This window comes from Pseudosulfitobacter pseudonitzschiae (assembly GCF_900129395.1).
GTDB lineage: Bacteria > Pseudomonadota > Alphaproteobacteria > Rhodobacterales > Rhodobacteraceae > Pseudosulfitobacter > Pseudosulfitobacter pseudonitzschiae.
On sequence record NZ_FQVP01000002.1, the window covers coordinates 24,536 to 49,604 of the forward strand.

General features: G+C 58.7%; 19 protein-coding genes. 7 read left to right on the forward strand and 12 right to left on the reverse strand.

All coding sequences use genetic code 11. The features are described 5' to 3' along the window. Window positions 1-9 precede the first annotated feature (9 nt). Entirely contained in the window at window positions 10-816 is an 807-nt protein-coding gene (locus BUC08_RS04630; RefSeq protein ID WP_217621168.1) for a helix-turn-helix domain-containing protein, read from the reverse strand. 138 nt (window positions 817-954) lie between these two features. On the opposite strand from BUC08_RS04630, the gene BUC08_RS04635 reads away from it, so the two are divergent. Both BUC08_RS04635 and BUC08_RS04640 read left to right on the forward strand, forming a co-directional pair. Beyond that, a complete protein-coding gene (locus BUC08_RS04635; protein ID WP_037926922.1) occupies window positions 955-1,806 on the forward strand; it encodes a fumarylacetoacetate hydrolase family protein in 852 nt (283 codons plus the stop codon). Between the two features lie 402 nt (window positions 1,807-2,208). Beyond that, complete coding sequence (locus tag BUC08_RS04640; protein WP_037926919.1) at window positions 2,209-3,075, forward strand: beta-keto acid cleavage family enzyme; 867 nt, start codon at window positions 2,209-2,211, stop codon at window positions 3,073-3,075. A 143-nt stretch (window positions 3,076-3,218) separates the two neighbouring features. Here the strand turns inward: BUC08_RS04640 and BUC08_RS04645 are convergent, their stop codons facing one another. From BUC08_RS04645 to BUC08_RS04675, 7 genes are all read right to left on the reverse strand, one after another. Beyond that, on the reverse strand, window positions 3,219-3,839 hold the full coding sequence (locus BUC08_RS04645; protein ID WP_037926917.1) for a glutathione S-transferase family protein: 621 nt from the start codon (window positions 3,837-3,839) through the stop codon (window positions 3,219-3,221). A 20-nt stretch (window positions 3,840-3,859) separates the two neighbouring features. Further along, a complete protein-coding gene (locus BUC08_RS04650) occupies window positions 3,860-4,855 on the reverse strand; it encodes an NAD(P)H-quinone oxidoreductase (protein WP_037926916.1) in 996 nt (331 codons plus the stop codon). A 111-nt stretch (window positions 4,856-4,966) separates the two neighbouring features. Next, window positions 4,967-5,947: a VOC family protein gene (locus BUC08_RS04655; protein WP_037926914.1), complete on the reverse strand. Its 981-nt coding sequence runs from the start codon at window positions 5,945-5,947 to the stop codon at window positions 4,967-4,969. 309 nt (window positions 5,948-6,256) lie between these two features. Beyond that, window positions 6,257-7,495 carry a glycosyltransferase family 4 protein gene (locus BUC08_RS04660; protein ID WP_051694397.1) on the reverse strand — a complete coding sequence of 413 codons (1,239 nt, stop codon included), beginning with the start codon at window positions 7,493-7,495 and terminating at the stop codon, window positions 6,257-6,259. Next, window positions 7,492-8,370: a glycosyltransferase family 2 protein gene (locus BUC08_RS04665; RefSeq protein ID WP_037926912.1), complete on the reverse strand. Its 879-nt coding sequence runs from the start codon at window positions 8,368-8,370 to the stop codon at window positions 7,492-7,494. Before BUC08_RS04665 ends, BUC08_RS04660 begins: the two co-directional genes overlap by 4 nt. A 260-nt stretch (window positions 8,371-8,630) precedes the next feature. Beyond that, window positions 8,631-9,359 carry a sugar transferase gene (locus BUC08_RS04670; protein WP_081855397.1) on the reverse strand — a complete coding sequence of 243 codons (729 nt, stop codon included), beginning with the start codon at window positions 9,357-9,359 and terminating at the stop codon, window positions 8,631-8,633. Window positions 9,360-9,547: 188 nt separating this feature from the next. Beyond that, entirely contained in the window at window positions 9,548-10,948 is a 1,401-nt protein-coding gene (locus BUC08_RS04675) for a hypothetical protein (RefSeq protein ID WP_037926911.1), read from the reverse strand. Between the two features lie 148 nt (window positions 10,949-11,096). Between BUC08_RS04675 and BUC08_RS04680 the strand changes: the two genes are divergently transcribed. Then, a complete protein-coding gene (locus BUC08_RS04680; RefSeq protein WP_037926909.1) occupies window positions 11,097-11,903 on the forward strand; it encodes a methyltransferase, TIGR04325 family in 807 nt (268 codons plus the stop codon). 7 nt (window positions 11,904-11,910) lie between these two features. On the opposite strand, the gene BUC08_RS04685 is transcribed toward BUC08_RS04680, so the two are convergent. Next, window positions 11,911-12,570 (reverse strand): 4'-phosphopantetheinyl transferase family protein, encoded by a 660-nt coding sequence (locus BUC08_RS04685; RefSeq protein ID WP_037926907.1) that lies wholly within the window; start codon window positions 12,568-12,570, stop codon window positions 11,911-11,913. Window positions 12,571-12,635: 65 nt separating this feature from the next. Here BUC08_RS04685 and BUC08_RS04690 point away from each other — a divergent pair, with 65 nt between their 5' ends. After that, complete coding sequence (locus BUC08_RS04690) at window positions 12,636-14,420, forward strand: CocE/NonD family hydrolase (RefSeq protein ID WP_037926905.1); 1,785 nt, start codon at window positions 12,636-12,638, stop codon at window positions 14,418-14,420. On the opposite strand, the gene BUC08_RS04695 is transcribed toward BUC08_RS04690, so the two are convergent. From BUC08_RS04695 to BUC08_RS04705, 3 genes are read right to left on the reverse strand one after another with little or no spacing between them, the layout of a single operon-like run. Beyond that, on the reverse strand, window positions 14,417-15,511 hold the full coding sequence (locus BUC08_RS04695) for a glycosyltransferase (protein WP_037926903.1): 1,095 nt from the start codon (window positions 15,509-15,511) through the stop codon (window positions 14,417-14,419). The two genes, BUC08_RS04690 and BUC08_RS04695, sit on opposite strands and share 4 nt — an antisense overlap. 12 nt (window positions 15,512-15,523) lie before the next feature. Then, window positions 15,524-17,671, reverse strand: coding sequence for a GumC family protein (locus BUC08_RS04700; RefSeq protein WP_159436675.1), 2,148 nt, complete (start codon window positions 17,669-17,671; stop codon window positions 15,524-15,526). A gap of 56 nt (window positions 17,672-17,727) precedes the next feature. Continuing rightward, window positions 17,728-18,924 carry a polysaccharide biosynthesis/export family protein gene (locus BUC08_RS04705; RefSeq protein ID WP_162179366.1) on the reverse strand — a complete coding sequence of 399 codons (1,197 nt, stop codon included), beginning with the start codon at window positions 18,922-18,924 and terminating at the stop codon, window positions 17,728-17,730. A gap of 438 nt (window positions 18,925-19,362) precedes the next feature. Here BUC08_RS04705 and BUC08_RS04710 point away from each other — a divergent pair, with 438 nt between their 5' ends. From BUC08_RS04710 to BUC08_RS04720, 3 genes are read left to right on the forward strand one after another with little or no spacing between them, the layout of a single operon-like run. Then, window positions 19,363-21,867: a condensation domain-containing protein gene (locus BUC08_RS04710; protein ID WP_037926897.1), complete on the forward strand. Its 2,505-nt coding sequence runs from the start codon at window positions 19,363-19,365 to the stop codon at window positions 21,865-21,867. After that, a complete protein-coding gene (locus tag BUC08_RS04715; RefSeq protein WP_051694393.1) occupies window positions 21,867-23,426 on the forward strand; it encodes a glucosamine inositolphosphorylceramide transferase family protein in 1,560 nt (519 codons plus the stop codon). Before BUC08_RS04710 ends, BUC08_RS04715 begins: the two co-directional genes overlap by 1 nt. Beyond that, window positions 23,423-25,057, forward strand: coding sequence for a hypothetical protein (locus BUC08_RS04720; protein WP_037926894.1), 1,635 nt, complete (start codon window positions 23,423-23,425; stop codon window positions 25,055-25,057). Before BUC08_RS04715 ends, BUC08_RS04720 begins: the two co-directional genes overlap by 4 nt. The last annotated feature ends 12 nt before the right edge of the window (window positions 25,058-25,069 follow it).

Below are 25,069 nucleotides of genomic sequence, written 5' to 3' on the forward strand. Positions count from 1 at the left end.
CGGACTGATCTAGAGCGCTTCTTTCTCGGCCAGCTCGCGCGAAATGCGCTGCGTCGTTTCCAGAAGCCTGTCCCGATAAAGCCTGATTGCATCATCAAAGGTCAGCGCGCTGCCGGTCCAGATGATTGTCAGGCAGGCGACCACCTGCTCCCCGCTGAATATGGGGGCAGAGATGCTTTTCGTCGCTGACCGAAATCCCTCTTTGCGAAATCCGACGCCCAGCTGACGTGCCTGCGACAGGATATAGTCCAGCGAACCGTCTTGCAGGATGATCGGCCGCCTGAGGCCAAGCTGTGCCTCCAGTCCGGCCAGAGTACGTTCGCGTTCCGCCTCGGGCGAAAACGCCAGATAGGCCCGCCCGCCCGAGGTTTCGAGCACCGGAAGCTTCAGGCCGACCATGCCGTGATCGATGGAGTAGGGGCTGATGTTGTGCGTCGACTCGCGGATCTCCATCTGGTGATCGTTGAAAGTGACCAGATCGAGCGGCCACAGGATCTCCCGTCCCAGCCGGACCATCTCGGGCACCACGCTTTGCGCGACCCAGTCCTTGTCCCGGAAACCGGAGCTGAGCGACTTGGCCTTCAGCGTCGGTCGCCATTTTTCTGACGAATGATCGCGGCTGACAAAACCCAGCCCTTCCAGCGTTTCCAGCAGGCGGTAGACCGTCGGTCGGGGAATACCGGTTTCGGCGGCCACCTCGGCGGCTTTGAGACCATCACGCTGGTTCACGGCCTGCAGCACCTGAAGGCCCCGTTCGAGCGCTCTGACAGATCCAAACCCTGAAATGGCGGTGCCTCCCTCTGGCTGGTCGTTCACTTTGGTAGAAGCGTCGGGATGGTCTGGCAAGCCTGTTCATGGCGCATTGTCCGGCAGGCGGACAATTGCACAGCGGCACGCGCCTGCGGATTTTTGCCGCGATAAGAACGGTTCGAACAGTCAATCAGGAGCGAGCACATGCGCATAGCCTCATATATCACGTCCGACGGTACCGCGTCCTACGGCGTCGCAGAGAACGGAAAGCTGAAGGATGTGGGTGCAGCGTTCCGACAAAACCATCCCGACCTGCGCGCGGTTCTCGCCGCCGGGGCGCTGGGCGACCTTGCCGCTGCCGCAGGACAAAGTGGCGCGCTGGCCGAGGACGATGTCACGCTGATCTCGCCGGTTCCGAACCCGGACAAGATCATCTGCATCGGCCTGAACTACATGACGCATATCCAGGAGACCGGGCGTGACAAACCCGCAAAGCCGCCGATCTTCACGCGCTATCCGTCCTCGGTCACCGGGCACGGCCAGCCGATGATCCGGCCCAAGGCTTCCGACTGGTTCGACTTCGAGGGCGAGCTGGCGGTGGTCATTGGCACAGCCGGTCGTGACATCGCCGAGGCTGACGCCATGAAGCACGTGGCGGGCTACAGCTGTTTCAACGACGGATCGATCCGCGACTACCAACGCCACACCTCGCAATTCTGGGCCGGCAAGAACTTTGTCGACAGCGGCGCCATGGGGCCCTGGCTGGTCACGGCGGACGAGTTGACGGACCCCGGTGCGCAGACCATGCAGACGCGGCTGAATGGCGAGGTCATGCAATCGACGCCGATCAGCGACCTGGCGTTCAACATTCCCGAACTGATCGCCTACCTGTCCATCGTGACCGAACTGCTGCCCGGCGACGTGATCGCCACCGGCACCCCCAGCGGTGTGGGCCTGTTCCGCGAACCCAAGCTGTTCATGAAGGACGGTGACAGGGTCGAGGTCGAGGTTTCGGGGATCGGAACCCTGTCGAACCCGATCCGCGATCAAGCCTGAAGCGGGCACGCGATTGGTTGGGAAGGGGGTCTTGGCATGGATCAAAGTGATGTTTGTCGAACATGAGGGAACCAAGACCACGGTCACAAGCTGCGCCGGTGACGGCTGATGAGCCTTGCCGCTGGCTAGGGCATCGATGGTAGCGTCGCCGAATGCGGCGACGGGATGATGTGCGCAACCGGTCACTGCTATGTCGATGATGCATGGTCCTCCAAGACCGGGCCACGGTCCGACGACGAGGTGGACTGCCGGACTGCGCGGTTGCCCGGACCATCACAGGAGCATTGCGCGAAGGTGCATTCAGGCGCGCAAGCTTCTGGCCCGGTGGCTTGGTCCGGCTTACGATGACCTCGCGCGGTACGGTTTTGACCTGGGACGCGAAACAGAGAAGGACAGAGTTTGATGAAACGGATGCTCACCTGTGCCGTGCTGGGTAACTTTACCAGCCGCGCCATGAATCCCAACCTGCCGATTACCCCGGCCGAGATTGCAGATGACTGCCTCGCCGCTGCCGAAGAGGGCGCGGCGATTGTCCATGTGCATGTCCGCGACCCCCAGACGGAACTCCCCTCGATGGAGGTTGCGCATTACGCCGAGGTCGTCGCGCGTATCCGTGACGTCAACGCGGACCTGATCATCAATCTGACGACCGGCAACGGCGGGCGGTTCGATCCCACGGATGGCGATCCGGTGAAACCCGGGCCAAAGACCAACCTTCTGCCTCCCGACGCACGCGTGCGGCACATCCAGGAGATCAAACCGGACATCGCAACGCTTGACCTGAACACGATGGTGTTCGGCGGTGAGGTCGTCATCAACGCGCCCGCCTCCATCCGGCGGATGGGTGAATTGATCATGTCAGCGGGCGTAAAGCCCGAGATCGAGTTGTTCGATTCTGGCGATATCGCCCTTCTCAAGGCCCTGCAAAAGGAAGGTCACCTTCCCGCCGCGCCGCTTTGTTCCATCGTCATGGGCGTGCAATTCGGCTTTGCGCCGTCGCCCGAAACCGTTCTCTATGCCCGCGGCCTGCTGCCGCCCGGCGCGCAATGGACGGCCTTTGGGACCGGTCGCTTCGCTTTTCCGATGGTGGCCCAGTCGCTGCTGGCCGGTGGCCACGTGCGCATCGGACTGGAGGACGCGACGAAGCTGGACGCAGATACGCTTGCGCCGTCCAATGCAGCAATGGTCGCAAAAGCACGTCGCATGATGGAAGATTTGGGCCATCCGCCCATGTCTCCGTCCGAGGCGCGGCAGGTGCTGGCCCTGTGATCTGGTTTGGCCTGCACCGCGTCGGCGCTCTTGTCGCAAGCGCTCTGCGTGCAGAGACAAGCCGATTTCGACACCCGGACCCTTGCGCTTGGCGCAGGATCGCCAAGATCTGGAGTTCGTTAATATCCGCATGGAAAAGGCTCTCAGATGAGGCCTTCCAACTGCATGGCCCTTTGCGCTGCCGGTCGCGCGGACATACGTTCGAAATACCCGATCAGGTTCGTGGGCAAGTCCAGCTTTAACCGCGCGACGCCCCAGAACATGGTATAGAACAACGCGGCATCCGCGATGGACATGCGTTCGCCCATGATAAACGCCTTGTCGCCAAGCTGGGCCGACAGGAAACCCGCCGCTTTCATTACAATGTCCGTGCCATAGGTCTGTACCCACGCGTGGTCGCCGTCGTTCGGGGTGAACTTCTGTGGCCGCAGAAGCCGCGTGAAGCCCTGCATATGCATCGTGGCCACGATGTAATCGAGGGTCTCTCTCGTGCGCAGTTCCTGTTCAAAGCTTTCCGGTTTGAATTGCGCCCTGGCGTGGGTCTGGGTCAACCAGTGGGCGATGACGCCGAACTCGGTCAGCAAGGAGCCGTCGTCGCGCAGGACAGCAGGGACCTTGGATTTGGGATTTATCTGAAGGTAGTCATCCTTGAGCTGGTCGCCGTTCTTGATGTGGATGGCAATGCCTTCATACTCGATGCCGATTTCCTCAAGCAGAAAATGAATGCCGAGCGAGCACGCTCCGGGGGAATAATAGAACTTCACAAATGGCTCCCTTTTTCGCGTCAGCCGTGTTCGACCTTGAGCATGATTTTCCCGATATGTGCGTTCTCTTCCATTGCGGCATGCGCCTTGGCTGCGTCCCGCAGGTCGAACGTGGCTGCGATAGTCGGTCTCACCTTGTTGCCCAGCAAGGGCAGGACATCCCGTCGAAGGTCCTCGGCGACAGCGGCCTTGCGGTCGAGCGGAAGCGGGCGCAGCAGCGACCCGGTAATACAGAGCCGTTTGGCCATGATATCACGCAGCGGGATCACCAATTCTGCACCGCCCCCGCCAGACAGGTGCGCAATCTGGCCGTCGGGGGCCATCATCTGGATATCCTGTTTCAGATGCGCACCGGCGGAGACATCGAGCAGGGATGAAATCCCCTGTCCCCCGGTCGCTTCCATCACTTTGGCGGCGAGGTCTTCGTCGCGGTACGAAAATGCGTCATGAGCGCCAAAGGCCTTTGCTGCGGCGACCTTGGTTTCAGTTCCTGCGGTTGCGATGACGCGATAGCCAAGGGCCGACATCGCCTGAAGCGCGATGTGACCGACGCCGCTGGTCCCGCCGTGGATCAGGGCAAAGCTGTCTTTCCTGTATGTCATGAGATGGAAGAAATTCCACCACGTCGTGAACGCGGCCTCGGGAAAACCAGCGGCTTCGATATCAGAGAGCGTATCGGGTGCGGAAAGGACCAGTTGCTGGTTGGCCACCACATACTGACCATAGCCGCCACCCTGGACCAGTGCCATGACACGCTCTCCGATCCGGTCTTGATCGACGCAGGTTCCGACCGCGACGATTGTGCCGCAGACTTCGAGCCCCGGCACAGCGGTGCCGTCGCTGTGCCGCCCGCCCGCCCGTTGGTGGACGTCATGCCGGTTGATGCCTGCAGCGCTTACCCGGATCAGGATCTGGCTGGGCCCCGGTTGCGGAACCTCGACCGTTTTCGGTTCCAGGACGTCTGGAGCTCCAGCCTTGGTTATGACAATTGCGGTTTGGGTTTCAGGTATGCGCATCGCCTTTGGGGTCCTCGTGTTGATCATGCAGAGACGGTCGCATCAGACCGTGAAACGGCGCGCGCGAGGGCGTCGCGCAGGTCACCAAATGTGCCTGCTCGGCCGCCGCGGTCATTCGCTGTGAATGACGCGGTCCAGCCAGGCACAATTCGGTTGTGGATCAGGTGCGCGGAACCCGGTGCGCGCAGTCTCGTGGCGCATTTCCCGCATCCTTTTCCGCACAGCGTCATCCTCGGGCAGGTACAATCGTTCATGCCCCCAGGTTGACGGGCCTTCGGTTGTCTCGAACGGTTGCCAGGTGTCCGGATCGACGATCTGCGCACCCCACCCGTATTCGACGAAAAACTTCGAGGGCGTATTGGTGTAAAAGCTCATCATGTGATCGTTCGAGTGCCGCCCCAGTGTATAGGCGATCCCTTCGTCGCGCTCCTGCGCGATGTCATACCCCTGTCCGACATCGTCCAGGGACAGCAGTTCGACCATGAAGTGATGGATGCCCTTGCGGCCCGATCCCACCATGGCAAAGCTGTGGTGCCGCCCGTTCACGTGGAAGAAGTAGAGTGGGTAGGGTGTCAGGCCATAATCGGTGACGTTAAAGCCCAGGATGTCCCGGTAGAAATGCAGGATGCCTTGGACGTTTTCAACGTGAAGGACCGCGTGGCCCATGCCCAGCGAACCTGTCTTGAAACCGGAAATCGGTCGCCCGGACAGGAACGGGTCGCTGGCGACTTCTGGCCCGCAGAAGGCTTCGAGCCGGTTGCCGTCCGGATCACAGAAAGAGATCAGCCGGGCGACATGGCGCTGATCGGCAAGAGGTCCGCCGTGCCAGGTGACCTTGATGCCGTGGTTCTCCAATCGCGACGCCAGCGCATCGAGATCGTCGGGCGTGTCCACTTCCCATCCCATAAAGGCCAGGTCCTCTTCGCCCTCGCCTGTGACAATCAGCCGTTGCTTGCGGTCATCCATGCGGAACAGCCCGGAGTTCCCACCTGTGTCGACCTTCTGCATACCCAGCAAATTGGTGGCGAAATCGTCCCAATCGTTCAGTTTTTTCGAGTTGATCCCGATATAGCCGAGTGATGTAATTGACATGGGCGTGCTCCTATCAAGCTGGTGTATCGACCCCGACCGGATGCTTGACCTTGCCACCCTGACCAAGGCGGCCCACGCAGGTAACCGCGACACAGTTGCCCGAATGTTTAACGTCGCTTGCCGCTCCACGCTTTCGCAAACTCATTGCTGTTCACCTGTCGGACACGCAATGCGATATGGCGCTCGGCGCTGCGTGTTCCACTGAGATAGAGAGCGGTGATTTTGTACAGAAAGCTGTAGATTTTGTACAACTTCGGCGCTGACCGGCGTGACAGGGCAGCAAATCGCAGCTCTTTCCAGTGTCCGGTTTCAGACGACAGCCTCAAGCTGGTCAACCAACAGTTCCTTGAACACTGCCAGCAAAGCGGCGCCCCATTCCGTTTGGCTGAGAGAAAGCGTGTGACCTTGATCGGCCGCATTGCGAGATAATGTCCCAATCAGTTGGTCATCGTGCGCAAGCCATTCCAGCATATGCACCAGCCCGTCAAAATGACCGGCGGTGAAACTCATGCCCATGTCCGCCTGTTGAATTGATTTGGCCAGCAACATGCTGTCGGACAAAAGCACGGGAATGCCCGACAACAGTGCCTCGGCGGGCGCAAGGCCAAAGGGCTCGGGGCCCAAGGTCGGCGATACCAACAGGCGGGCATCTGCCATGGCTGCGGCCAGCCCTTCGCGGGTTTGCCAGCCGTCAAACCGGTGTTCAGGGTAGGCCGCGCGCAAAGCTTCGAGGTCCTGGCCTGCGCCAAGAAACCGGATGCTCAGCTTTGCCTGACGTCCCGCACGGGCAAGCAATTCGACGCCTTTGTAGGCATGGATATCGCCAACATAGACGATGTCGTGATTGTCTTCGGCGTGGATCGGTGCAGGCAGTAAGGGTTTGGCGGGGTTGGGGATGACGCGGATGCGCCCCTTTGTCCCGCGGGGAAACAGGTAGCGTTCCATATCGCGGTGTATCAACAGGGTCGTGGCCTCGGGCAACAGGCGTGCGCGGGCGCTGTTCTGAATGCTTTGACGCGACACGCGCCAAAGTTTTTGAGGATAGTTTCGCTTGTCACAGTGACGCGTCACGCACGACATCGACAGCGGCTGTTTCGTACAGGTTGTGGATGACTGAAAATCGAAGAACGCTCCGTTGGGGCAGGCGAGGAAATAGTCGTGCGCGTGCATGACGACACGTGTCCGAACCCGCGACAGCGGCCCCAGAACCGACGGCGAAAGTGTCTGCTGATAGCCATGAACATGGTAGATCGTTCGCGGCGTGTCATTCAGGTCTATCCAGTCGCTCAGTATCCTGTGTGCCGCGCGATTCCATAGCCCGTTGACTGCGGCCGCGGCTTTGCCAGCTTCAAGCAACGTCTTCCCGTTCAACGCCACCGCTTCGACGCTCGCTGGCAGGTCACCAACGTCATCTCCGCAAAAGAAGGTGACGGGCACACCCTGCGCAACGAGCAGGCCCGCCTCGGTCACCGCAAGCTTGGATGCGCCACCCCGGACGTGGGAGAAATCGCTTATTATGACGACCCGATCGGGCAACACGCGGGTCACTTGAACTTCAACACCCGCTCGGGGGCCATACGTCCCAGCAGCATGTCACCGATGGCGCTCAGGTTGCCGCGCAATCGCCCGCGCCGGTCAATCTCGGCCTCAGGGCGCAGGGATTTGACAAGGTTGCTTGCAAGATTGCGGCACAGGATATTGAGCGCGCGCGGCCATGACATCGTGCCTTTGGTGATCAGGTAGAGCGGGTTGGCGATCTGGACATAACCGACCCGCAGACCGCTGCTGCGCCCGACCTTGGTGCCAAGATGCACGCCGCGCATCGCTGTGGATTTGACGATGTGGCCATGGAAAGCCATCTGTCTGGAAAAATCCACGTCTTCCAGCCATGCATAAAGCTTCATGCGGGCATCGAAACGTATCCGATGTTCAGTCGCCACGTCTGTACGAACGGCCATATTGCATCCGTAACAGTTGTAGATCTCTTCGGCCCGCGGCGGCAGTGATGGCGCCGGTGCACTGGCGATTTTATAGCCTTCACCGTGCAGCAGACCCGGCCCGTGTATGCCGTCTGCCAACACAGTTCCCGTAGCCATCACAACATCTGGCCGGCTGGCAAAGAGGGTTTCCATGTTGGCCAGATAATCCGGAGCCATCAGAAAATCATCGTCCAGGAACAGTGCAATATCGCCTTTGACCATAAGATCGAGCGCAGCGTTGCGTTGCAGGGTCGAGCCGCGCTCTCCGGTGACGATCTGGACGGGGAACGGCAGGTCACCCAACTGACCGGCATCAATGTCATCTGCCTGGGCGATGACGACCAGAACCAGATCGGGCAGGCGGGTCTGTCGGGCAATATCCCGCACTGTCGGCGCTATGACCTGTCGCCGCCCTGCCGTCGGAATTGCCACAATCAGACGCATTTCTGGGAATCCTGCGTTAAATTGGCTGTAAAACAGCCATTAAATCTTTCTTTCATTCAAAGTTCCCTGCTATACCGACAGCTAAACTTAAGTTGGGGCGACACAGATATTGACTATGAACCGTGGTAACGATCTCGGCCTGAAAGCGCAGTGCAAACAGTTTATTTCGTCAGTTCCCAAGCCGGTGTTAAGGCTTACTGTGATTGCAGGCTGTCTCGTGTTCTGGGTTGCCGTATATTTCCTGTTCGCGGCCTGAAAGGTCAGCCAGCGCCTTCCAGGGTCACGACTGCCTTTATCGTTTTGAGGACGATCACAGCGTCTTTCAAAAAGCTTCGGGTTTGCACGTATTCAACATCCAGCGCGACACGTTCGTCATAGGTCGTGAGACTGCGGCCGCTGACCTGCCACAGGCCCGTGATGCCGGGTTTGACCGATAGGTAGGCCGAAAGCTGGTCGCCATAACGGGGCATTTCATCGGCGACGATGGGGCGCGGGCCAACCACAGCCATGTCGCCTTTTAGAACGTTCCAGAATTGGGGCAGTTCATCCAGGCTGGTCTTGCGCAAGAACTCACCAACGCAGGTTATGCGCGGATCATCGTCCAACTTCTGGTTTTTCTCCCATTGCGCGCGTGCCTCGGGATTGTTGGCCAGATGTTGTTCAAGTTGGTATTTGGCGTCCAGGCACATCGTTCTGAATTTCAGGCAACGGAATGTCGTTCCGTCCTTTCCAATTCTTTCATGCGCGAAGAAAACCGGGCCCCTTTCAGTGAAAAGAATGATCGCTGCGATGGTGGCGAAAAAAGGCAGGAAAAACAGCAGCATCAAAAGGGAAAATACCCTGTCCACGAGGGATCTGGCAAAATTGTTCAGTTTCGATGGTTCTGCCGGGTCCGATTTGGCTGGGGTTGCCGAAACAGGCTTTTCAATAGTTACAGGTCTATAGGTTCTCCGAGCCGGACCCGGAGAGGGATTAATTTCAGAAAACATTGCACAAGCTCTTTTTTAGAAAAAAGGAGAGTTGTTAAAAATAATTCGAATCGTGCTATCGAAAAAAGTATAGGCGAATTTGTCAGAAATGTGGCAAATTATTTACCAAATGTTAAACTACTACTTTAAAGGGAATATTCCGCCCTCTGCATGTTTCTTTGTTGATTCTATGGAAACAATCCGGCCCGTTATGCCGTGCGCATACTGATTGCCGGGGCCACATAGGACCCCGCCTTGGCCTGTTCCCGGGCGATGACGCTGACGCAGACGGTGGCCATCAACAGCAGGGTCGGGTCAGGTCCCGTTGCCGATACCATCATCGATCCAAGCAGCGTCAACGCTGCCACGCGACCGGCGTAAAAGCTGGACGCCTGCATCGGAGTGCACGCCGAAATAGGCTTTCCTATGCCGTGCCACAGGTACATCACAAAGGCGATCGTTCCCGGCAAGCCGACATTGCCCAACAGCACCATCGCAAAGCCGTTCGAGCGCAGTGATCCTGCACCGGCGCCCAGGCCGTAGGTCTCGATGAACGCATCCAGACCGCTTTTCGCCCACGCCGCGCGTTCCAGCCCCGACATGGAGCCACTTTTTGAGAATAAAAGCGTGTCGAGCATGCGCGCGACGAATGTCTCGGCCGGGGTCAGCAGAACCGCAAGGCAGATCACGATGATCAGGCCTGCCATAGCGATCACAAGGTGGTGCGCGAAACTGCGCGAAATGCCTGCTCTGAGGTAGATGTGCGCGTGCATCAGGATCAGCACAAACGCCAAAGCAATCGCCAGGATGGCTGTGCTTGATACAGCCAGCAGGGCGCAGCACAGGTTGGCCAGTGCCAGTAACCCCTCGCGGCCTCTGTTCGTGATCAGATAGGTCATTGCAAAATAAGCGAAAAGGGCGGCAGACACCGAGCCAAAGGCCGCGGCTTCGGAGTAGCCGCCGATGACGCGCGAAAGCCCTCCCAGCATATGCTCGTTGTTCAGCGCATAATCCGCGGTGCGCACAAAGCTCAGGATCGGGTCGAGCTGCAACAAATCCATGAGGCCCAGAAGGGCGTTCAGCCCCGCCGCCCACGCCATCCCTTTCGAAATAAACTCAAGTCCGCGCCGTCGAATGACCAGAACCAGAGCAATAAAAAACATGGCCGACAGCAAGATGAAAAATGTCTGCGATATGTTCGAGCTGTTCGGTGCCAGCGGGATCATTGTTGATGGATAGAAGGTGCTTACAAGCGTGCCTTGGAGTGTTACGCTGAGCGGGAACACCAGGAATTTCCCCTGAAAAAGCCGAACCAGAATCAGGCCGGAAAACAGGGAGTAGATTGCAAAGATTGAAAGATAGATTGCCGAGGGTGGCAGCCTGGTCGAAGCGGGGGCGTGCCGCGTGCTGAGGGCGCGGGTCAAAAGTGCACCAATTGTCAGAACTACCAAAAAATGCGCCAGAATCATGGAAAGGCCGCCCGCAACAATTGCGGCGAACATGCCAAAGGGAATAACGGCAATTGCCATTATCAGCCCATTGTCAGCGTTGCGAAGGGTCAGCAGCAGCCAGATCAGCAAAAATATTGCCGCTGCCGGATAAATTGCCATGGGTAATATCCCAAATATCTCCCGTCCATTCTAACGCAATTACATAAAAGTCCAACATATTAGCGCGAGCGTGGCGGATTATGCTTTGTCTGGCGCGCCGCCTGTTTGATACTGCAACATATTCTAAGGCAAGATTGGGGCGGCATGTATGGGTATCAGACACGTGGCCAAGGCGTCGCGGGCGGCAGTCGAAAAGTCAGTCGGCATCCCCCTTGCCACAGGTTGGGGACGATTGATGGCCCTGGGCATCAGGCCCCCCGCCTTTGTCGGAGCCTATCCTGATTATGCGACCGCAAAAGCCCACGCCCCGCGCGATACGCCAAATTCCTACGACGACGACCAGGTCGCGCCGCTGAATTTCGAACTGATGTCGCAATTGCACATCTGGGATTACCCGGTCGTTTTCTGGCTGGGCAAATTGATGCAACCGGGCCTGCATGTGGTCGATGCGGGCGGGCATTTCGGGACCAAATATATCGCCTTCCGCGATCTGCTGCCCCTGGCCGAGATACGGTGGAGCGTGCAGGATTTGCCCGCCGTCATCCGCGCATCGCGTGCGGCGCAACAGCGCGGCGCGGTGCCTGCCGAAGTGAACTTTATCGACGCTCTGTCAGATGGGGGGGCGGCAGATGTCCTGCTGGCTTCGGGTTTGCTGCAATATCTCGACCGTCCACTGGCCGAGATGGTGGCAGAATTGCCCAGCCCGCCCCGCCACATCCTGCTGAACAAGGTGGCAACGCGCGAAGGTGCCACCGTGGTCACGCTGGAAAAGATCGGACCGGCGCGTCTGCCATATCAGATACGCAATCGCGCGGCCTTCGAAAGGGAACTGACCGACATGGGGTACACGATCCGCGACAGCTGGGTGATCCCGTCGTTGTCACGCCGGATCGGAACGCATCCTGGCCTCGGGGCAAGTACGAGTATGGGGTATTATCTTGAACGGGAAAGCTGAGCATTCCCTAGCCAAAGGTGCGCCACCGCACCTGCACCGGCGCGCCGTAGCTCTGCACCGCCAATGCCGCCATGAACCCCGGCCCGGCATCAAGGGCCGTCAGGTGCCAGTCGTTTGCCACACCGCCTGCAATACGGGTCAACGCGGCGGGGACGTCGGGTGTCAGTGTGACGTCGAAACTGTCCAAGGGCATCGACAGGCCTTGGCCAACCGCTTTGATCACCGCTTCCTTGCGGGTCCAGCAGCGGTAGAAACCGTTCAGCCATTCGTCGGGTGCAAGGGACGCGAGCGCGGTGTTCTCGCTGGCAGAGAAAAACCGCGTGGCCACCTCTTTTTCGACAGGGCGAATTTTCTCGATGTCGATGCCCAGCGGACCGGTGTCGCAGATCGCCAGCGCGGCCATTCCGCCTGCATGGCTCAGGTTGAACGCGGGCCCGCCGTGCAGGGCGGGTTTGCCTTGAGGTCCATAGTCGAACATCAGATCGGCAGGCGCCTGTCCTGTTTCGGCTGCGAGAATCCGGCGCAGTCGGCTGCGTGCCGCAACATAAAGTGCGGCGTCACGCTCTTTTACAAAGCGGTCGGCGCGCGCGCATTCGTCCGGCGACAACAGCCCACGATCTGCTTGGGTGTCTGCCTCAAGCGACCAAAGCCACAGATCGACCTTCATGTGGGGACCCTTTCGACCAGATCAAATCAGCGTATCTGTCGCGGTCCAGCCGGTAAAGGTGTGTCATGACGCCCCGCCGGATTGCACAGGTCGTGGTGCTGACGGTGCTTGTCCTTGGCGTATTGATCACGCCGTGGCGCGGGGTCGGAAGCCGTATCAAGAATTTTGCAGCCTGGCAGGTGCAGGCGGGCACACCTGATCAAACCAACCTGATGATCGAAATGGGCGATGGTGTTCGGCTGGCTACGGATGTGTATTTGCCCGGAGCCGATGCGCCGCTGCCTACGGTGTTGATGCGTTTGCCTTACGGCAAGCGTGACTATGGCGAGGTGCGCTTTTGGGTCGACAAGCTGGTTCCGCGTGGTTTCGCAGTGGTGGTTCAGGATATGCGCGGGCGGCATGGCTCCGAAGGCGTGTTCGCGCCCTATCCGAATGCCGGACCCGATGGAGCGGCGACACTGGATTGGATCGTGGCGCAGCCATGGTCGAACGGTCGGGTTGGCACATTGGGCTGCTCTGCTCTGGGTGAATCGCAGCTGATGCTGGCGGCGCAAGGTCATCCGGCGCATCAGGCAATGGTGCCGATTGCGCCGGGTGGTGCGATCGGCAGTCTTGGGGGCAGCTACGGATACTTCGGTGCGTTCGAGGGCGGGGTCTTTGGCCTTGCCGCCAGTGCGGGGTGGTTTGGCGGGGCTGGCGGCAAGACCGCCGAGTTCTCCGGCCATCATCCAATTGAACCCGCAAGTGCGCTGCCCCATCTGCCAGTGATCGATGTGGTGGCCCTGATGCGATCTGATCCAACCGATTACGAGGATTTCCTCAGACACTTCGGCGACGCAGACTATTGGCGCAAGGCGGGATATGTGACCGGGCAGGAACCGTTTTCCACGCCCGCACTGTTTATCGACAGCTGGCACGATCCGGGTATTCGTTCGACCTTTCTGTTGGCGAAAGCGGTCGCGGATCGTGGGGTCGAAACGCATATGATTGCGACCTCAGGGACACATTGCGGGTATCTGGGCAGTGATCAGGAAACGGTCGTCGGAGACTTGCCCGTCGCGCCGCAGACCCGTTTGGGGTTTGTCGAGACTATCATAGGGTTTCTGAATCAGCATCTGGCAGACGGTCCCGTTCAAGACCTGCCGCGGCTTTCCTATTACGCACTGGTTGAGGACCGGTGGCGCACTGCCGAAGCCTGGCCGCCGACACCTGCGAAACCGGTGCAGTTTTATCTGGCAGAAGGAAAGTCACTGTCACAAGCGCCGCCAACCGGTATGCCCGAACAATGGTCGTTTAGATCTGACCCATTCGATCCGGTGCCCTCTATTGGTGGCGCGCTGTGCTGTACCGGCGATCCGAACGAATTGAGTGGTCCGGTGTTTCAGAACGCCATCGAAGACCGTGCCGATGTGCTGATATTCACCTCTGCGCCGTTGAACGCACCGATGCTGTTGGCTGGTCCGATCTGGGCCGATCTGACCGTGTCGGCGGATGTGCTCGACACAGATCTGGTTTTACGGGTGACAGATGTGGACACCGAGGGGCGCTCATTGCTGTTGCAGGAAGGCGCATTGCGGTTGCGATACCGCAATGGGATCGAACGGCCTGCGCTTTTAACCCCGGGGCAAAGCTATCAGGTGCGGATTGAGCTGCGCGACATTGCCTATTTTCTGAAATCCGGCCACCGACTGCGGCTGGGTATCGCTGGCAGCAGCTTTCCGAGGCTTGAGCGGAATCTGAACACCGGTGGGCGCAATTACGACGAGACAGAGGGGCAGGTGGCCCATGTTACGCTGTCGTCCGGTCCGGGGGGATTGTCGTCTGTGACGGTTCATGTCCTGAGCGACTAATGCGCGAGCACCTTTTCGACCACCGCCGAAAACTCGCGTCGGAATCGCTCTGCGCCGAAACGGGTGGCATGGGCGTGAATGGCTGCTGCATCAAAGCTGTCTTCCATGGCTTCGAAACGCGTAATCGCGTCACGTAGCGATGCCACATCCTGACGGCCAAAGAACAGGCCGGTCGTGCCGTCGACCACGCTGTCCCGCGCACCGCCGCGGCCATAGGCAAGAACCGGTGTTCCGCATGCCATTGCCTCGACCGGGACGATGCCGAAATCTTCTTCTGCGGGGAAAAGCAGTGCGCGGGCGTTCTGATACAGGCCCGGGAGGTCGGCGTTTGGCACCCGGCCCAACAAGGTGACGTTGGGTGGCAAGTTCTTCTTGAACTCTTCCCGCTGGCTGCCGTCTCCGACCACCAGAAGTGGCCGGTCCAGCCCGCGAAATGCCTCGATGACAAGATCAGCGCGCTTGTAGGGCACCAGTTGCGAGACAAAGATGTAGTGTTCCCGCTTGGAGGCAGTATCGGGCAATTTGTAGGCGCCAAGATCGACGGGGGGATTAACGACCGTCGCATCCCGGTTGTAATAGGCATCGACACGACGCGCGATAAAATTGGAGTTGGCGACGAATTGGTCGACCCGCGCGGCAGAGGTCACGTCCCATATACGCATGCGGTGCGCGAGCCGGGAGAAGTAGGCGCGCTCCAGCCAGTTCAACTTGCTGGTATAGGACGGGTAGTGATCCCAGATGTAGCGCATTGGCGAGTTGATATAGCAGATGTGCCGGGCGTGCGGTGGTACGATGACACCCTTGGACGGGCCGCTTTCGGACGAGATCACCAGATCGTATGCGCTTAGATCCAGCTCCTCCAACGCGCGCGGCATGAAGGCGAGATATTTCTGATAATGCTTACGCGCACCCGGCAGCCGTGCCACGGAGGTTTCAAAAATGCGCTGTCCTGCCAGCAAAGGCGACAATGTCGAACGGTCAGCGACATGCGTGAAGATATCAGCGTCGGGATAGAGCCTGACGAATTCCTCCACCACCCTTTCACCGCCGCGCATACCCACCAGCCAGTGATGAATGATAGCCACCTTCATTGTGACAAACCTTCAATATCCATAAGCGTACATATCTGTCTGACTTGCTGCGAGGTCGGCACGCCGCACCATCGTGAAGACAGTTCCGACAACGTCGGCGCCGCCTTCTTCCAGCCGACGGACCGAGTTGCGCACCATCCGCGCCCGGGTGTGGCCGCATTTCACCACGAACAACGTGGCATCGGCGTGCTGGGCCAGCACCAGCGCATCGGACAGATGCAGAACGGGCGGCGCGTTGATGATGATCAGGTCATAAATCTCTGACATCTCGGACAACAGTTCGTCGAACCGGGGTAACAGCAGCAATTCGGCGGCATCGCGGGTCGAGTGTCGGGGCGAAATGATATCTGCTCCGGCAAGCTCCGAGGCGATCGGCAACACGTTCGCCTCGGTTGTACCTTGGAGATAGTCCAGCAGGCAGGGTGAATCCTCTGGCAGTTCCAATGCCTCGCGCAGGTCAGGCCTGCGCAGGTCGGCGTCAATTACCAGCACCGACCGTCTGGGATTGCTGGCGATGCGGCTGAGCGCACAGCATAGTGAAGATTTGCCTTCGTTGGGCACAGAGGATGTGACCAGCAAAATCTTCGGTTTCTGCATGCGGCTGACATCGAACAACGCCGTTCGAATTGCGCGAACGTGTTCCATATACGTGGTCACGCCACCACCGCTCAGTTCATCGCGCAGCCATTTGAACCGGGACAGGTAATTCCTGACATAGGGCAGGATTGCCAAATTGGGCACGCCGGTCACGGAGGACAGCTCTTCTGGGGTGTGGACAGGTGACAAAACCAGATTGCGGATAAAGACAAAGGCTATCGTGCCTGACATGCCCAGGAACATTGCAGTCAACAAAAGTAATGACTTGCGTGGGGCGGACGGCGTCGAAGGTATTTCGGCGCGACCGATGATACGTGCTTCGGGTGTCTGGAAATCTGCCTGTGCGCTAGTTTCCTTGAAACGTGACAGGAAATTTTCGTAGACCAACCGAGTCGCTTCGGCCGTGCGTTCCAGTTGGTTGAGCCTGACCGACGCTTTTGCCAGGGAATCCGCACGGTTTGAAATTTCCTGGATCTGACTCTGCAATGCGGCTTCTCGGTTGCGGGTTACAATGACTTCGCTGCGCATTGCTTCCAGTCTGCGGCGCAATTCGCCTTCAAGGCTGCGGTTGATGTCGTTGATCTGGGCGGCGATGCGGATCATGTCAGGATGGCGTGGACCATATGTGCTGGCCAGTTCCGCCTGCGACGCGGCAATCTCCGCATACTGGCGTTGCAACGTGTCCAGCAGTGGTGAGGTGACAACGTCCGCAACCATGCTCAGCCCGCCGGATTTCATCAGCGTCTCAACCTGGTTCAGCCGAACCTCGGCATCCGCACGTTCCGTCGAACTGGTGACAAGCTTGGTGTTCAACTCTGCCAGCAACTGGTTGATGCTTTCGGTGTTGCCGTTGGCGATCTCGATCATCTGCGCCTTGAAGCTGACAACGTCCTGATCAGCTGATTCCACCTGAACGCTCAGCTCGTCCAGCCTGTCGGCCAGCCACGCGTTTGCACGCGAGGTCGCTTCGGTCTTTGCGGACAACTGGCTTTGGATATAGGCCTCTGCAACCGCGTTGGAGACCTCGGCGGCCAACACCGGGTTGGTGCTTTGAAAGCTGACACCGATGGCATAGGACACGCCCAGCTGAGAGACAGAAAGGCCCCCGCGCACGTCGTTGATCACCCAGGAGCGCAGAGTCTCATGCGGCATACGCGCGGCATATTCATGCGGTTTCTCGCCACCAAGCAACACGCGCTTGATCTTTCGAAGCAATCCTTCGCTGCGCGGCACACGGGGGTCAAACTCGGGGACGTTCACCAGATCGAGATTGTCTACGACTTCACCCAAAAGAACATTGGAGCGGATCGTGATGACCTCTCCCGCCAGCACGGCTTGTGTCAGGTCAAGGTTGGACACCACGCCCTCGACGGGTGTCATACGCTCTTTGCGGGTGTCGAGCATCAGCTGTGAATTGGCGGTGTATTGCGGCGGCACGAACTGCAGGAAAAACAGCATCGCCAGAACGCTCAGTACCATCACAAGCACGATGAGCCGCGCTTTGCCGCGCAGGATCGAATAGAGATAGACGACATCGACAGGCGGCAGAAGGTGTTCACGCATAAAGGTGCGGTCCATACTGACAACGGACATATTGTGCTCTGGTGGGCTGATCCTGTTCATCCGGGTTGCCCTAACGCTTCAGGTGGTTTCACCACGATCACCAGCAGATCCCCTGGCAGGATTTCGTCAAAGGGTTTGACCACGATGTTTTCGGTCTGATCTCCACGCCGCCGCCGGATTTGATATTCCAGCAGCAATTCGGTCTCGAGTCCGGCGGCCGCGCTCATCCACTGGCGCAAAAGCAGTGTCCGGTCTTCCAGCGAGGCGCGCGTCGAAAGGGCCTTGTTGATCTCGCTGAGGGTGCGCTGGGCTTCGGTGAGAAGCTGTTTCTCCAGCTCGGTGTCGAATTGAGACAGGCGACTGCGCAATTCGGCTTGTTCGATCTTGGCAGCGGATGCCTGTTCGCGCAGTTGCAAAAGCTGGGTCTGTGCCTGTGACACTTCCAGCTCTTTTGCGTTCAGACTGTTTTTGGGGATCAATCCGCGGTCGGCCAATGCGGTTGCGCGTTCGACTTCAGCACGCGAGCGTTCCAGCACCGAGCTTTGCACCTCGCGGCGCTCTTCCAACAATCCGATCCGGACCTTGGTTTCCTCGACCGCATCACTCAGCAGTTTTCGGCGTGTTGCGGCGTCTTGCGCCTGAAGGGCGATAATGCGGTCTTCTTCGGTGCGATGTTCTTCAAAAATCTCGCGGCTGATGGCGCGGCGGATTTGCGGGGGAACGCCTTCCCAGACGGCGCTTTCCTCGTGCTTCAGCTGCGCCTGTGCACGGGCATATTGGGCGGCCAGCAATCCCAGCTCGAACTGAAGACTGTTCAGCGATCCTTCAAGCGTCCGAAGCTCGAGCACACGCGCTTCTTCGTTATTGGCTGAGATAGACGGCCCGCCGGCCATCCCGACAGCCTGCTCGGCGGTCATCTGTGGCTGGTAGTCAAAGTTGCCGGGGTTCTTTACATCGCCAAGCACTGAAATCGGGCGGAAGCTGCCGATCGAAAGTTCGATCTGCGGGTCGACAAAAATTTCACGTTGGACATAGGTGCGCTGGATCAACTGCCGTGCATCGCCCACCGACATGTCTCCGACGACCACCCCGCCGATGAAGGGCAATTGCACCGCCCCCTCGCGACCGACGACAAACCGCTGGGGCGGGTCATTGTCATCCAGAATGTCAAACTCAAGCTCGTCCCCGACGCTGATCATGTATCCGTCGGGTGACGCCGCTGTGGCGCTTCCAGTCGGTGAAAAGGCTGCCATTGCAACAGCCAGCAGCATGGTACGACACAAAAACAGGACATTTATGTGCGGAAAATAGCACATCAAAACAACCATCTCGAATCACTAAATTAAAAAATAACTTGTGGGCATCATAGCAGCTTCAACTGGCCGTCGTAAAAAAACTGACAACTTTTCGTCACATTTGAATCTTGCCAATAAACTTGAATTTCAAAGGATTAGCTTTTGCGAAAAACTGCGGTCAGATTTCACCTATCGCGGGAAAATTGGCGCTGCCTTGCGATGGCAAGCTTTGAGAGAGGGTTTTATTTGACTCGTTTGCCAATCGAGATGAGAATGTGAAAAAGCCCATATTCAAAAAACCTGCGCATTTATTTTTTGCGCGATTGCGTATTTCAGTTTGTCATTAAATTTGCTGTTGGACACCGTTCCGATTGGCCGTCCAAAGGACATTCCATGATGAGAGATTTATCCGAAGTCGAAGCGATTTCTACATTTCCGACCTCAATCGGCCAGAAACGCTGTTGGTTCATGGAGCAGATACACCCGGGCAACCGTGGCCTTAACCTGGCGGTCCGCTGGGAATTGCGTGGACCCGCGACCAGCGAGATGGTCCAAAGCGCGTTTGACCGGATTATCTCCCGTCACGAAATCCTGAGGACGCGCTTTGTCGAGCTGGACGGCGAGCCGGTCCAGGAGGTCGTCGATCACGTCGACTTCAAGCTTGATCTTGTCGATGTGCGGACGCTGGATCAAAAATCATGCGCGGACCGCATCAACGCCATTGCCATCGAACATGCCGAACAGCCTTTTGACCTGGGCACCGCCTGTTTGCTGCGGGTTGTGATGATACGCAAATCGATGGACCGGGCCGAACTGTTGATCGCGGTGCACAACGCCGTGTTTGACGGCTATTCGATTGGCGTTCTGGGGCACGAACTTGGCCAGATCCTCGACGCGACGATACGTGGGGTCGAACCCGAACTGCCGGAACTGTGCCTGCAATATGGTGATTATGCGCAATGGCTTCAGGATTATGAGAACAGCGGCGCATTGGTGGAAGAAGAGACTTATTGGACGGAAACATTGCGCGGCGCGCCCTACTTCGAATTGCCCGCCGACCGTCCGCGCACCGCGGGAGAGGTTAAGACCGCCGCCTGCATCCGTGCCTTGCCCGCCGATTTCGAGGATCGTCTGGCCGTTGCTGCCAAATCGCTGGGCACGTCGGTTTTCGCGTTGGGGACAGCGGCGTTCAGCGCGGCATTGGGGTTATATTCCGGCACCCGTGATCTCAGTTTTGCGGTGCAGGTCGCGGGGCGGATGGACGTTGACCTCGAACCGCTGATCGGCATCTTCACCAACCCGCTCGTGCTGCGGTTCGACGTGGACGAAACCGCGACGCTGGGCCGTCATGCAGAAGCGACACGCGACATCGTCAATGGCGCACTGGCGCATCAAATGCTGCCGTTCGACAAGCTGGTTCAGGTGATCAACCCGGTGCGTGACCCACTTCGCATCCCGCTGGTGTCGATCATGTTCAATCTGCAAAAAGCCTTTTTGAAAGAGGGCAGCTATGGCGATATCGAGCTGGTGTCGGTGCCATCGCATTCGCCAGCCACTCTCTATGATCTGAGTGTCAACATCGTGGGCCGCAACGCGGGTTGGCGCCTGATGATCGACTATAATTCGAACCTGTTCGATGCTGCGTCGATCGAGGTGTTTTCGAACCTGCTGGTTGATGTCTTTGCGCGGATTACAGATGCCCCCGACACGCGTCTGTCCGACATTCCCACCCGTGGCGCGGCGGTTTTGCTGTCCAGCGATCACAGGGTGCTGGAACCGGAACCCGTCGCATCCGTCGCTACAAAAAGCGCGGTGGCTTTCGATGGATATGAAGACCTCCGTGCGCTTTGGGCAGAACTCCTTGTTCTGCCGCCGGATCAGATCACGGCCGACGGGAATTTTTTTGATTTGGGGGGCCATTCCGTTCTTGCCTTGCGCATGCTTGCGCGTGTCGACCAGATTTTCGGAACACGACCCAGTCTCTACGCCTTTCTGAATACACCCACGCTGCGCGGGCTTGGCGAATTGCTGCAACCTGAAAAAAAGGCAACGCAGTCAAAGCGGACAAAACCTTTGGCGCCTTCAGGAATCTGGGATCTGATTGAACTGCGCGCAGGTTCGGACCTCGCGCCTGTGCTTCTGACAGTGAACCAGCCCTTTATGTATCATGCCCTCGCGCGCGAAATGGGGGTCGACTGCACGGTTGCCAACCTCGGTGTTCCGGACAAGGCCGCACTGTCCAAGCTGCGTGAGAGCGGGTTCGATCCGTCGATAGCAGCGGCCACGCAGATGGTTCTTGACAGATATGGTGACAGGCCACTGTTGCTGTGCGGGCTTTGTGTCGACGGACGCGTGGCACTGCGGCTGGCGCAGACCCTGCAGGCAGGCGGATCACAAGTGGCGAGCGTTGCGATGATCGACACGTGGGCCCCCGGTGCGGTCAAGGCGTTCTCGGGCATGGCGTTGATGCGCGACAGGTGGCGTATCAGGTTGCGGCGTCTGCGCTATTATCTTGGTCTGCGGGCACGTGGTGACATCATGTGGCGCGACGTATTTTCGCAAAACAGCTTTGTTGCCGGGGTCCTGCGCAAGCTTGGTCTGCTTGCAAAGAGGGGCGAAATCGAAATGCTTGTGGATGCCACAGTGGACTGCCTCGTCTCGCAGACCCGCAGATATTCCTTCAAGCCCTACGATGGTGAGGTCGCGCTGTTTGTAACAAGCTCGCAAGGGTTGGTCCCGCGGGACGGTGTGTTGGGATGGTCTGGCAAGCTGCCGCGTGACGTAGCGGTATACCCGGTCAATGGCTGGCATGGCGATGCGCTGACCCGGTCCGGTTTTGATCGCGTGTTCGGCGTGCTGGAAGAAAAGGTAAAAAGGCTTTCTGCGCAGCGTAGCCGCTAATGGACCGTGTTCCACACCGTCCGCTGCGTGTGCTGATTGTCAGGGCCGCGCGCGATCCGATTGCGGACTGGCAGGCAATGCTCTTGGACCGGTTGGCTGTTGATCCGCTTGTCACGCTTGTCGGTGTGGTGGCAGGGCAGGGAGCCCGTACCGCCCGGCCCGGCGGTGTGCTGCTTGGCGGTATCCTTTCAATCGAACGCCGGCTCGTCGCAGGTCAGTTGCGCCGCTATGACACGTCAGGCGCACGCGCAATTTTCTCCGCATTGTCTCAATGCGGAGCGCCGCAAGACAGTGACAGCGCCGACCTGGCCATCGTGCTGGGCGCGCGCGATTTGTCGGATGTTCAGTTGCACCTTGCGCGTCATGGTTCATGGTCTGTGCGTTTTGCCGGTGCCGCATCCGCAGTTTGGCCCGCCGCATCAGCAAAGCAGCGCGCCAGCCCCCGGATGCCGGTGGAAATCCTGTCCAGGACCATTCATGCGCCACGCCATGTTCTGGTGCGTTCGGCGTCTTATAATCTGAAACCCGGAGCGGTGTTGACGGGCGCATTTGTCGAGGAGAAATCGGTGCTGTTGATCATGCGGGCGCTGCATGATCTGGCCATTGGACAACTGGATGCGTTGCCTTCGGCTGACTTGATCCCTCCGCCCGTTCAGCCAAATGTCGCCGAGACGCTGGGTTACGCAGTGTCATTTGCCAAAGCCGCGGCGGTCAAGTTGCGCCACAGGATGCGGGCACGCCGTGGCAAGGGACAGTTGTTCTGGCGGCTGGCTGCAGGTGCGGGATGTGCCACCGATCTTGACCTGGCTGCGTCGGAAGTCCTGCCCGCGCACAGTCATACGATGGCGGACCCGTTCCTGTTTGAACATGATGGCACGACCTGGGTGTTCTACGAGGCAATGAACGCGGATGATGGCGCGGGCTGGATCGAGGCCGCACAGTTGACGGCACAGGGGTTGGGCAAACCTGTCACCGCGTTGACCTGCCCCTATCACCTGTCATTTCCTTTCGTGTTCCGCGATGGCGACGAGATATTCATGATGCCCGAAACCCAACAGTCGCGTCGACTTGAGGTCTGGCGCGCTACAGACTTCCCGACCGGCTGGACCCTGCATGCAACGGCGTTCGAGGGTATGTATCTGGCCGATTCAATCCTGTGGCATGCAGAAGACGGGCAATGGTGGTTGCTGACCAACCTGTCTGATCATTTTGCCTTTCAGGACCATTCAAGCGAGCTTTATCTTTTCTCAATTGACGGACCGTCATTGGGTGGGCTGACACCGCATCCGCGCAATCCGGTGGCAATCGGGGCGGGACACGCACGCAACGCAGGCGCTTTGATCCCTCTGAACGGACGTCTTTTTCGCCCGTCCCAAAATAACAGCCATGGCGTTTACGGCTATGGGCTGAACCTGATGGAAATCACGCGTCTGGATGACAAAAGCTTTGAAGAGGTTTTGCTGCGTCAGTGGACCCCCGACGATCTGCCGGGCAGTCGGGGCATTCATCACCTCAGCGTCCTGAATGACAGATATGTCTTTGACTGGAGCGGATCATGATACGCGGGTTGATACAGGGCATAGCGTTTGCCGCATTTCAAGCAGCCCCGGCCCTCGGCCAACAGGACAATGGTTTCGTACTGGGCGCGCAGACCCACTTTAAGCAAGGTTGGTCCGTTGATCTGCTGGACGAGGCCGACAGCCTGGGCGCCATGGCGCTGCGCGACGAAATCGACTGGGCGCGGGTGGAGCGCGAAAAAGGCGTCTATGATTTTTCGGCAGCAGATATCTATATGCGCCCCATGCTGGATCGCGGCTTTCGACCGCTGCTGGTGATCAACGAAACGAACCCGCTTTATGATCTTGGCGAGACCCCGCACACCGACGAAGGCCGCGCGGGGTTTGCGGCGTTTATCTCTGCAATCCTGTCGCATTACGGCGTGGACAAGGTGCGGATCGAAATCGGCAACGAAGTGAACTCGAAGGACTTTTTTGGCGGGCCCGCCGCGGCAGACCCGCCGCGCTATTTTGCGGCCATCACACGCGCTGTTGATGCGCGCCTGCAGGTTGATCATCCTGCAGCTCGGTTCAGTTGCAGTGGTTTGAACGTGGTGGGCATTGGCTATTATCGCGCATTTTTCCGCTATGGTGGCCTGCTGTCGTGCGATGCAATTTCGGTGCATCCTTACCGCGACCACCCCGAAACGTTGCGCGCAGAGCTGGATCGTCTCAAGGCGCTGATGCGTGAGTTTGGCGGCGAGAAACCGATCGAGGTGACCGAATTCGGGCATTGGTTCGATGATCCGCAGGCCGCACCCGACTATATGTTCAAAATGGTCAGTGCGATGGCGGCCGCTGATGTGACGTCAGCCTATTGGTACGCGCTGCGCGACGAGGAATGGTGGCCCAACATGGGGTTGCTCACATTGTCGGGGCAGAACCGGAAACCGGCAGCAGCGGCATATGCATTCCTGCAGCAAAAGATACTTCCGCTGGGCCGTCCGGTGCGCCTGGGAAACAATCCGACGGTTCATATCTATCGCTTTGGCGCAGGACAGGTGCATGTGGTCTGGGGCAGCGGCGGCGCATTCTCTGTTGATGGTGCGGTCAGCTTTTTCGACACGCAGGGGCGCGAGATTGATCCTGTCACCACGTTTTCGGACACTCCGGTCATCATCTGGGGCGAGGGGGTGACCTTTCGTGTCCCGCAACCTGTCCTGATCGCAGACAACATGTACGAATATGGCCAGCACCCGTGGAGCTATTATGCATTGCGCCCGGATGTTGGCCTTACGCCGCTTGAAATCGTGGACGGAAACTGGACCAGCACGCGCGGTGCACCAGATTTGTCACCGCTTCAGATCGGCGATGTCTGGGTCACAACAGCCCGGTTCGCGGGCGTTCCCTTTGCCGCGGTGGAAAGGTTCACGGCCTCTGCATCGGGCACCTACCGGATCGAAGCCAATTGGCAGGTTCCCGGCGAGGATGACGCGCCGCAGTTGCGCATACTGCACAATCGCACGCAGATCATGGCGGAAAAGCTGACGCGCAAGGGGTTGGCTATCACCGACATGACCGTGACACTTTCGGCCGGAGACACGCTTGATTTCGAAGTTGGCCCGTCAGAGCCCGATGGCACAGGTGCGGTGCAGCGACGTATAAGGGTTATTGGTCCGTCAGCGTCAAACTGAGCGGACCGTTTT